At 76.6% G+C, this 9442-nt stretch carries 8 protein-coding genes, 1 pseudogene and 1 riboswitch; of the genes and pseudogenes, 6 read left to right on the forward strand and 3 right to left on the reverse strand.

From position 1 onward, the window contains the following. Positions 1 to 1270 (reverse strand): annotated as a pseudogene (locus E2C05_RS24425) (5-methyltetrahydropteroyltriglutamate--homocysteine S-methyltransferase); the annotation flags it as partial. Positions 1271 to 1347: 77 nt separating this feature from the next. Next, positions 1348 to 1575: riboswitch (cobalamin riboswitch) on the reverse strand. A 518-nt stretch (positions 1576 to 2093) separates the two neighbouring features. On the opposite strand from E2C05_RS24425, the gene E2C05_RS24430 reads away from it, so the two are divergent. Continuing rightward, the gene (locus E2C05_RS24430; protein ID WP_133222254.1) at positions 2094 to 2480 is read left to right on the forward strand and encodes an SH3 domain-containing protein; all 387 of its coding nucleotides are present in this window, start codon (positions 2094 to 2096) and stop codon (positions 2478 to 2480) included. A 117-nt stretch (positions 2481 to 2597) separates the two neighbouring features. Here E2C05_RS24430 and E2C05_RS24435 read toward each other — a convergent pair whose 3' ends face one another. Together E2C05_RS24435 and E2C05_RS24440 are read right to left on the reverse strand one after the other, a co-directional pair. After that, on the reverse strand, positions 2598 to 3134 hold the full coding sequence (locus tag E2C05_RS24435) for a DUF2852 domain-containing protein (protein WP_133222255.1): 537 nt from the start codon (positions 3132 to 3134) through the stop codon (positions 2598 to 2600). An 81-nt stretch (positions 3135 to 3215) separates the two neighbouring features. Further along, on the reverse strand, positions 3216 to 3845 hold the full coding sequence (locus tag E2C05_RS24440; RefSeq protein WP_133222256.1) for a TetR/AcrR family transcriptional regulator: 630 nt from the start codon (positions 3843 to 3845) through the stop codon (positions 3216 to 3218). Between the two features lie 233 nt (positions 3846 to 4078). Between E2C05_RS24440 and E2C05_RS24445 the strand changes: the two genes are divergently transcribed. From E2C05_RS24445 to E2C05_RS24465, 5 genes are all read left to right on the forward strand, one after another. Beyond that, complete coding sequence (locus tag E2C05_RS24445) at positions 4079 to 4798, forward strand: gamma-glutamyl-gamma-aminobutyrate hydrolase family protein (protein WP_133222257.1); 720 nt, start codon at positions 4079 to 4081, stop codon at positions 4796 to 4798. Between the two features lie 70 nt (positions 4799 to 4868). Then, positions 4869 to 5609 (forward strand): pseudouridine synthase, encoded by a 741-nt coding sequence (locus E2C05_RS24450; protein WP_240046881.1) that lies wholly within the window; start codon positions 4869 to 4871, stop codon positions 5607 to 5609. Positions 5610 to 5675: 66 nt separating this feature from the next. Next, the gene (gene rsmD, locus E2C05_RS24455; protein ID WP_133222259.1) at positions 5676 to 6242 is read left to right on the forward strand and encodes a 16S rRNA (guanine(966)-N(2))-methyltransferase RsmD; all 567 of its coding nucleotides are present in this window, start codon (positions 5676 to 5678) and stop codon (positions 6240 to 6242) included. Next, positions 6239 to 7402, forward strand: a complete 1164-nt coding sequence (locus E2C05_RS24460) for a glycosyltransferase (protein ID WP_133222260.1) — start codon at positions 6239 to 6241, stop codon at positions 7400 to 7402. Before rsmD ends, E2C05_RS24460 begins: the two co-directional genes overlap by 4 nt. Next, positions 7395 to 9442, forward strand: a 2048-nt coding sequence (locus E2C05_RS24465) for a glycosyltransferase family A protein (RefSeq protein ID WP_133222261.1), incomplete at its 3' end; no start/stop codon positions are given. The genes E2C05_RS24460 and E2C05_RS24465, both read left to right, overlap by 8 nt.

The following is a 9442-nucleotide window of genomic DNA, read 5'->3' on the forward strand; positions in this document are numbered from 1 at the left end:
TGGCGCGCCGCTCCATCGCCGGCGTCGCCGCGGCCAGCCGGGCGGCCACCGCCGGGTCGTGCAGCCGGGCATCGGCGCGCGCCTCGGCCAGCGCGCGGTCGCTGGCCTCGAAGGCGGCGCCCACCGCCGCCTCGCCCTCGTCCAGCGCCCGGGCGAGCGCCGAGACCTCCCGCAGCTTCTCCTCGGCGAAGGCAAGCCGGCGGCGCAGCGCGGGGTCGAGCCCGGTCTCCGGCGCCAGGCTGTGCGGCACATGCAGCAGGGAACAGGACGGCGCCACCATCAGCCGCTTGCCGAAGCCGGCCGCCTCGGCCGCGCGCAGCGGCGCCAGCGCCGCGCGCAGGTCGGCGCGCCAGACATTCCGCCCATCCACGACGCCCAGCGAGAGCCAGCGGTCGCGCGGCAGCGCCGCCAGCGCGGTGGCGAGCTGGTCCGGGGCGCGCACCAGGTCCAGGTGCAGCCCGGCGACCGGCAGCGCGGCGGCCAGCGGCAGGTTGTCGCGCAGCCCGTCGAAATAGGTCGCCAGCAGCAGGTGCAGCCCCGGCGCGGCATCGGCCAGGGCGCGGAAGGCCGTGCGGTAGGCATCGGCGGCCCCGGCCGGCAGGTCGGTCACCAGGCAGGGCTCGTCCACCTGCACCCAGGCCGCCCCGGCTTCCGCCAGGTAGCGCAGCGCATCGGCATAGGCGGGCAGCAGCAGCGGCAGCAGGTCCAGCGGGCGGGTGCCGTCCGCCGCCTTCGACAGCAGCAGCAGCGAGACCGGGCCCAGCAGCACGGGCCGCGCCCGGGTGCCCTGCTGCAGCCCTTCCCGCAGCGCGCGGGCCCAGCGGTTGTCCAGCAGCCGCGGCCGCAGCGCCGCCGACAGGCGCGGCACCATGTAGTGGTAGTTGGTGTCGAACCACTTGGTCATCTCGAGCGCCGGGGCGTCGCCCGGGATGCCGGCGGCGCGCTCCGCCTCGGTCCCGCGGGCGCCGCGGGCCAGGGCGAACATCGTCGCCAGCGAGGCCGGCCCCTCGCCGGCCCAGCCATAGCCGGGCGGGATCAGGCCGAAGGCGCAGGCCGTCTCCAGCACATGGTCGTAGAGGGCGAAATCGGCGGCGGGGATGTGGTTGATCCCGCTGCCCTGCTGCACGGCGCGGGCCTGGGCGCGCAGCGCGGCGGCGGCGGCCAGCAGCTCGGGCTCGGTGGCGGTGCCGGCCCAGAAGGCTTCGAGGGCTGCCTTGAGCTCGCGCTTCGGCCCGATGCGCGGGTAGCCGAGATTGGCGGCGATGGTCATCGCGGGCGGTCTCCGTCGCCCGGTGCACCCAGCCCGGCCGTCAGGGTGGCGCGCCCCCGCCGCGCCCGGTCAGGGGGGCGGGGTGCACGGCGCCGGCAGGTCTCCTGGCTCGCGGGTGCCGGGCTTGTGCCCCTCGCTGCCGGCCCTGCCTTCCCGCTTGCGCAGTGGCGCCCCTGGATGGGGGCTCGGGCCGGCGGCTTCCCGCCGACAGTTGCTGGGGCAGCGTCCGACTGGGGTGGCCTGCGCCATCCGCACGGACTTCCCTTTTCACCCGCTCGCGCGGGACCAACGCCATATGCAGATATCTTTATATGCGAGGTTCTGCAAGCCTTCCGTGGCGAGCTTGGTCCTCGCTGGTCCATCGAATGGCACCGGCCTCACCCATGCCATGCTGCCGACCGACCCGCCTCTATGCGGCGCCGGACGACCATCGGGCCGCCCGCGCCACCCGTGCTGCGGCCGATGCCATGCCGTGATCCGGCCTGCTGTGGCGGCGGCATCCCCGCGGCAGCGGCTTGCCGGTTCCCCGGGCCAGGCCGGTCGCGGCAGGCCTTGGATGGCGCGGCCAATCCTCTCCATGCGACCCCGCGACCCGCCCTGGCATGTGGCGGCGGGTGGACGGGTGGAACAGCCGGGTGCGGCGACCCGGGGGGCCGATCCGGTGGGGCAGGGTCGGGGCAGCCAGCCCGGCGGAGGGCCGGGTCGGCCCGGCCGGGCATGCCAGGGCGTCCCGGCGGCGCCCGCGGGCAGCAGGCGTGCCCGAAGCCCTGGCGGCGCCGGCCGCCGCGCGATAGGGCAGCGGCCGGGATCGCGGAGGTCGCGGATGCTCTACGTCTTTCCCGCCGGCACCAGGGCCGTCGCGGTCCGCGCCTATCGCCGGCCCTATGACGACCCGATCGCGGTCGCGGCCGGTGACGCGGTGCAGCCCGACCCCCTGCGCAGCCCCGGCACCGACCTGCTGGGCTGGATCTGGTGCCGGGCGGCGGATGGGCGCGAGGGCTGGGTGCCGGAGGCGTGGCTGGAGCCGCGGGACGGGCAGCTTCGCCTGCGCCGCGCCTTCTCGGCGCTGGAACTCGGCATGGAGCCGGGCGAGGTGGTCGAGCTGCGCTTCAGCGAGAGCGGCTTCGTGTTCTGCCGAAAGGCCGACGGCACCGAGGGCTGGGTTCCCGATGCCGTGCTGGCGCTGCACCCCGCCGCCGCACGGGGGTGAGGCCGGGCGGCGGCGGCGGCTGCACCTGCCTGCGGCAGCGCCGGGCCGCGTGGCCCGGCGCCGGGCGGATGGCGCCGTCGCGGGACGGGGCCAGCCGCGGCCGCGAGGCCCGCGGCCTCAGGCTTCCGGCGGGCGGGGCCGGCGTTCGGCCATGAACTGGTCGAACTCCGCCTTGTCCTTCGCCACCCGCAGCCGCTCGAGGAAGCTGCCGAACTCCTTCTGCTCCTCCTCCAGCCGGCGCAGCGTCTCCTCGCGGTACTCGTCGAAGGCGCGGTTGCCGGTGGAGGCGGGCTCCTCCCGCGCCCAGGCGCCCCAGCCGCAGGCGCCGCCGCGGGCGCGCTCCAGGCCGTGGCGGCGGGCCCAGCGGCCGCCGAGCCGGCCGCTGCCGATCAGGAAGAACAGCACCGCCAGGCCGATCGGCCAGAAGGCGATGAAGCCCAGCACCATGCCGGCGATGAGCAGCGGCCTGGGCACGGACCAGACGAAGGCCCAAGGATTGAAGCCCCGGTTGAAGCCCCGGTTGAAGCCGCGGTCGGACCCCTGGTCGAAGCCGGGCCCGCCGCCGCCGCGGTCCCACCCGCCCGGGCGCGGGCCCCATCCCGACCGATCATAGCCGGCGGGCCCATAGGCGCCGGGCTGAGCTGAACCTGACATCCTGCTCCTCCTGTGTATGCAAGACATACTTACATTGGCCCCCGCGCCGCGGGGTTTCAAGGGAAATCGGCGAAGGGTCCGTCAGGTGCCGCCAGCCAGGCCCAGGCTCTGCAGGTAGATCAGCAGCCCCGCCTCCAGCAGTTCCTCGGGCGACATCGGCAGCTTGCGGCGCGCCCGGTCGGGGCGCCCGAACAGCGCGGCGATGCCATGCGACATGGACCAGACATGCAGCGCCACCATCAGCGCCGGCGGCCGCCTGCCCTCCGGCGCGCGGGCGATCAGCCGCTCCGTCGCATCGCGCAGCACGGCGAAGGCGCGGTCGCCGGCCGCCTGCAGGCCGGGATGGTCCTGCGGCGCCAGGCGGGAGTCGAACATCGCGGCGTAGTAGGCGCTCTCCTCCCGCGCGAAGGCGAGATAGGCGCGGCCGAGATTCTCATAGGCCCGCAGCGGGTCCGGCGCGCCGTCCTGCCAGCCGACGGCCAGCGCCTCGGCGAAGCGCTCGAAGCCCTGCCGCGCCACCTCGGCCAGCAGCGCCTCGGCATCGCGGAAATGCCGGTAGGGCGCGCCGGGGCTGACGCCGGCCAGCCGCGCCGCCTCGGCGACGGTGAAGCCGGCCGGACCATGCTCGGCGATCAGCGACACGGCCGCCTGCACCAGCGCTTCCCGCAGGTTGCCATGGTGGTAGCCGCGCCGCTGTCCGGGGTAGGTCATGTAAGCAGCTATTGCATTGCCCGCCGCGCCGCGCCACCCCCGCGCTGGCCGCCGCGGCGCCCGCCCGGCACCATCTCACGCGACCCCGGGTCGTGGTCCCGGCGCCGATCGCCGCCGGGGCGCCCGGCGGCATCCTGGCCCGCCGCCTGCCGCCTGCCGTCCGCCGGTCGCGGCCGGGGGCCCATCGCACCGGCTGCAGTTTATCCGGCGCGGCAGCCGGTGTAGGTGACGGCATGTCCCATCGCCCGCTGATCGGCCTGACCCTGGATGCGGAGCCGGCCGGCGGCTGGTCCAAGCTGCCCTGGTACGCGCTCCGGCAGAATTACTTCGACGCGGTGATCGCCGCCGGCGGCCTGCCCGTCGCGCTGCCGCATCGCCCGGACCTCGCGGCCGACTACCTGGGCCGGCTGGACGGGCTGCTGGTGACCGGCGGCGCCTTCGACGTGGACCCCGCACTCTGGGGCGGCGGCCCGCCGCACCCGACCGTCACCCTCAAGCCGGGGCGGACGGATTTCGAGCTGGCGGCCACCCGCACGGCGCTGGCGCGCGACCTGCCGGTGCTGGGCATCTGCGGCGGGCAGCAGCTTCTGGCGGTGGCCTTCGGCGGCACGCTGATCCAGCACATCCCGGACGAGGTCGCCGGCGCGCTGGCGCATGAGCAGCCCAACCCGCGCACCGAGCCGGGGCATGAGGTGGCGATCGCCGGCGACACGCTGCTGGCGCGCATCACCGGCCGGCCGCGCATGGCGGTGAACAGCGCCCACCACCAGGCCGTCGCCACCGCCGGCCCGGGCGCCATCGTCAACGCCCTGGCGCCCGACGGCGTGGTGGAGGGCGTGGAACACCCCGGCTACCGCTTCGCCCTGGGCGTCCAGTGGCACCCGGAATACGCGGTGGACCCGGCCGACCCGTTGATCTTCCGCGCCTTCGTGGAGGCCTGCCGTGGCCGATGAGGATGCGGAGGACGTCGTTGAGCAGGCGGAGGGCGGGGACGCCGCCACCGCGGAGGCGCGCGGCGAGCGGATCGCCAAATGGCTGGCCCGCGCCGGCGTCGCCAGCCGCCGCGACGCGGAGAAGCTGATCGCCGAAGGCCGGGTGAAGCTGGAGAACAAGGTGGTGGGGACCCCCGCCACCTTCATCCAGCCCGGCGACCTCGTCACCGTCGATGGCCGCGCGGTGGCGGAGCCGCAGCGCACCCGCCTGTTCCGCTACCACAAGCCCGCCGGCCTGGTGACGACGCACCGGGACGAGAAGGACCGTCCCACCGTCTTCCAGCACCTGCCGCCCGGCCTGCCGCGGCTGGTCTCGGTCGGCCGGCTGGACCTGAACTCGGAAGGCCTGCTGCTGCTGACCAATGACGGCGCCCTGGCGCGGCGGCTGGAGCTGCCGGCCAATGGCTGGATCCGCCGCTACCGCGTGCGGGTGAACGGCGCGGTCAGCGATCAGGCGCTGGCGGAACTCGCCCGCGGCGCGACGGTGGAAGGCGTGCGCTACGGCCCGATCGAGGCCGGGCTCGACAGCCGCAAGGGCGCCAATGCCTGGCTCACCGTCGCCCTGCAGGAAGGCAAGAACCGCGAGATCCGCAAGGTCATGGCGCATCTCGGCCTGGCGGTGTCGCGGCTGCTCCGCACCGCCTACGGGCCGTTCCAGCTCGGCAGCCTGCCGCGCGGCGCGGTGGAGGAGGTGAACCCCAAGGTGCTGCGCGAGCAGCTGGGCCTGAAGGCCGAGACGCCGGCGCAGCGGCGCAAGCGGGCGCGCGGATGACCTGCGGCGGCTGCCGGGCGCGGGGCGGAAGCCCTTTGGCAACCCTCGGCCTGCTGTAACCCGCGCATGCGCATCATCGCCGGCCGGCATCGCGGGCGGACGCTGCAGGCACCCGCCGGGCAGGCGACGCGGCCGACCGCGGACCGCGTGCGCCAGGCGCTGTTCGACATGCTCTGGCACGCGCCGTGGTCGCCCTTCTCGCAGGACCGCGCCCTGCTGGAGGAGGTCCGGGTGCTGGACGCCTTCGCCGGCACCGGCGCCCTCGGGCTCGAAGCGCTCTCCCGCGGAGCGGCCCAGGCGACCTTCCTCGAGACCGACCGCGCCGCCCTCACGGCGCTGCGCGCCAACATCGCCGCCTGCCGGGAGGAGGCGCGCTGCCGCGTCCTGCCCGCGGATGCGACGAAGCCGCCGCGCGCCGCCGCGCCCTGCGGGCTCGTCTTCCTCGACCCGCCCTACCGGGACGGGCTGATGGAAGCGGCGCTGGCGGCGCTTGCGGCGGCCGGCTGGATCGCCCCCGGCGCCCTGGTCTGCGCCGAATACGGCGCGGATCCCGGCGCCGCCCCGCCGGGCTTCGAGACCCTGGCCAGCCGCGGCCACGGGGCGGCGCATCTGCGCATCCTGCGGGCCGGATGAGGCCGGCCGCCCGCCGCCTGGACCGGGCGCTGGTTGTGCTGCCCTCCGTCACCCTCGGCGGGACGGAGCAGCAGACCGCCGTCCTCGCCCGCGCCATGGCCGAGGCCCGGCTGGAGGTCACCCTGGCGATGGAGCCGGCGCTGCGGCCGGACTTCGCCGCCCTGCCCGGCGCCGCATCCGAGCTTCGCAGCGTCACCGGCCCCTTCGGCTGGCAGGCCGGGGCCACCGCCGCGGACAACATCGCGGCGCAGGCGGCGGCGCTAGCGCCGCTGCTGCAGGGGCTGCGGCCGGATCTCGTCATCCTGCCCCTGCCATGGCCCGGCCACGGCTTCGGCCTGCTGCAGGCGCTCGCCGCGGCCGGGCAGCGGACGCTGGTCATCCAGCACCTTGCGCCGCAGATCGCCGACCCCGTGCCGGAGGCCGCCGCGCCGGTCCTCGCCACCCTGGCGGCGGCACCGATCCGCTGGGCGGCGGTCTCCGCCCCGGTCGCCGCCCGCGCGGCGGCCTTCTTCGGCCTGCCGCCCGCCGCCGTCGCCGTGGTGCCCAATGGCGTGCCGGTGCCGCCGGCCGATCCCGCCGCGCGGGAGGCGGCGCGGGCCGGGCGCCGGCGGCGCCTCGGCCTGCCGGCGGCGGCGCCGCTGGTCGCCTTCGCCGGCAGGCTGGAACTGCAGAAGGGCGCCGACCTGCTGCCGGAGATCGCCGCCCGGCTGCACGACGCCTGCGGCGCCACCCTGGCCGCGCTGGGGGAGGGCGCGCTGCGCTGGTCGCTGGAGGCGAGCCCGGCGGCGCGGCGGGGCGGCCCGCTGCGCCTGCTGGGACATGTGCCCGATGTGGCGGACTGGCTGCTGGCGGCGGATGTGCTGCTGCTCCCCTCCCGCTACGAGGGCTGCCCGCTGGTCTTCCTGGAGGCGGCGGCGCGGCGCTGCCCGGTCGTCGCCTCGGCCGCGGCGCTGGAATGCCTGGGCCCCGCGGCACGCGACCTGGCTGCCATCGCGGCCAGCGGCGGGGTGGCCGACTTGACGGATCAAACCATCCTGCGGTTGAAGGATACTGCCGCTGTCCGGCCTGCGGTGGAGGCGGCCTACCGCCATGCCGTCGCCGAGGACGAGGCTGCCATGCTCCGCCGCACCTTCAGCCTGATGCGCGCCGCCCTTGCCTGACCCAGCCCCGGCCGCGCCGGCCGATCCCGCATCGGTGGCGATCGCGGTCGTCATCCCCGCGCATGGCCAGCCCGGCCTGCTGCCGGAAGCGATCGGCGCCGTGCTGGCGCAGGAGGGCGCGCCGCCGGTCGCCGCCGTGGTGGTGGAGGATGGCTGCCCATCCCCCGCCACCGCCGCCCTGGCCGCCGCCTTCGCCGCGGCGCATCCCGGCCGCGTCTTCCTGCTGCGGCAGCGCAACCGCGGCCTGTCCGCCGCCCGCAACACCGGGATCGACTTCGCGCTGCGCGCCTTCCCCGCCTGCCGGGCGCTGTATTTCCTCGATGCCGACAACCGGATCCTGCCGGGCTTCCTCGCCCGCGGCTGGGCGGCGCTGCAGGCGGCGCCGCCAGAGACCGGCTGGTTCTACCCGGACATCCATGAACTGGGCGGGCAGGCCGATGGCAGCTGCGCCGGCGACTTCTCCCTGCTGCACCTGCTGGTGCTGAACTACTGCGAGGCCGGCAGCCTGGTGCGGCGGGAGGTGTTCGAGGCCGGGCTGCGCTTCGACGGCACGGCGATGCGCGCCGGCTTCGAGGACTGGGATTTCTGGCTGCAGGCCGGCCGCGCCGGCTTCCGCGGCCAGCACCTGGCCGACTGGGGCTTCCGCTACCGCAAGCGGCCGGAGAGCATGCTGGCCGCCGCCGAGCGGCAGCGCGACCACCTGCTGCGCCTGCTGCGGGACCGCCATGCCGCGGCGCTGCGGCCGCGCGCCCTGGCGGCGCTGGAGGCGCGCGAGGCGCCGCGCCATGCGCTGTTCGAGGTGGACCGGGCCGGGGCGCTGCTCTTCCTCGACCCCGACCGGGCCGAGGCGGTGGCCGCCCCCGCCCTGCGCCGCCGGCTGCTGGCCGCCGGCACCGCGCCGGGCGCCGTGCATGCGCCGGCGATGGTCCTGTTTGGGGATGGCGCGACGCTCGGCCTGCTGCGGGCGCATCGCCTGCTGCCCATGGTGCTGTGGTGGGCGGAGCGGCTGCTGCGCGGCCATGACCTGGTCGCCCTCCGCCTCCGGCCGGCGGCCGGCGCCGAACTGGCCTTCGAGCTCGAGGACGGGGCGGCGCCGGTCGCCGAGGCCGGCCTGCTCTGCCTGACCGGGGACGGCCTGCTGCGCCTGGCCGCCGACCCGCTTTCGCCCGGCCTGGTCAGCCTGGACGGGGAGGCGCCCTTGCCGCGCATCGCCCGGCTTGCGCTGGCGCTGCCCGGCCGGCTGCCGCCCGCCGGCAGCGGCGCGCTCCGGCTGCTGCAGGCGGAGGTCGCGGCGCTCGGCCGGCTGCGGGCGGAGCAGGCCGGACTGCCGGCGCCCTGGCGGCTGGACTGGCGCGTCCCGCGCAGCCGCGCCGCGGCGGAGGCGCGCTGGGCGCAGGGGATCGGCGCCGCCCTGCCGCGGGAACCGCTGCCGGACCGCCGCGACATCGCCTTCTTGCTGCCGCTGTTCGCCTTCGGCGGGCTGGAGAAGGTGGCGATGGCGCAGGCCCGCGTGCTGCGCCGGCATGGCTGGCGCACCCATCTGGTCGTCGCCGGCGCGCAGCGGCTGGACTGGGCGCCGGAGGTGGCGGCGAGCTTCGACAGCGTCACGCTCTTCCAGGGCCTGGGCGAGCAGCGGGTGGCCTATGAGGTGGGCTATTTCGGCGCCGCCCTGTCCCGCATGCCGGAGGATGCCGAGGGCGCGCGCGACGCGCTCGGGCTGCTGGCGGATTGCCAGGTGGTGGTGAACACCCATGCCATCGGCTGCCACGCCCTGGCGGCGCCGCTGCGCCGGCTGGGCGTGCGGACCTTCGCCGCGCTGCACCTGGTGGAGAATGCTGCCTGGGATGCGCCCTACGGCAACCCGCATGCCCTGGCCGGCTACGAGCACGCCTATGACGGCATCCTGGTGATCTCCGAGGCGCTGCGCGGCTGGTGCATCGGCCAGGGCCTGCCGCGGGAGAAGCTGACCCTGCTGCGCAACGCCCCGGGCCATGCCACGCCGCCCGCCCGCGCCGCCGCCGCCCGGGCCGAGCGGGCGGC

This window comes from Paracraurococcus ruber (assembly GCF_004353985.1).
Taxonomy (GTDB): Bacteria; Pseudomonadota; Alphaproteobacteria; order Acetobacterales; family Acetobacteraceae; genus Paracraurococcus; species Paracraurococcus ruber.

Coding starts and splice junctions, on each gene's coding strand:
- E2C05_RS24440 (WP_133222256.1), bottom strand. CDS start 3,845: ATGACCTACCCCGGACAGCGGCGCGGCTACCACCATGGCAACCTGCGG.
- E2C05_RS24445 (WP_133222257.1), top strand. CDS start 4,079: ATGTCCCATCGCCCGCTGATCGGCCTGACCCTGGATGCGGAGCCGGCC.
- E2C05_RS24460 (WP_133222260.1), top strand. CDS start 6,239: ATGAGGCCGGCCGCCCGCCGCCTGGACCGGGCGCTGGTTGTGCTGCCC.
- E2C05_RS24435 (WP_133222255.1), bottom strand. CDS start 3,134: ATGTCAGGTTCAGCTCAGCCCGGCGCCTATGGGCCCGCCGGCTATGAT.
- rsmD (WP_133222259.1), top strand. CDS start 5,676: ATGCGCATCATCGCCGGCCGGCATCGCGGGCGGACGCTGCAGGCACCC.
- E2C05_RS24430 (WP_133222254.1), top strand. CDS start 2,094: ATGCTCTACGTCTTTCCCGCCGGCACCAGGGCCGTCGCGGTCCGCGCC.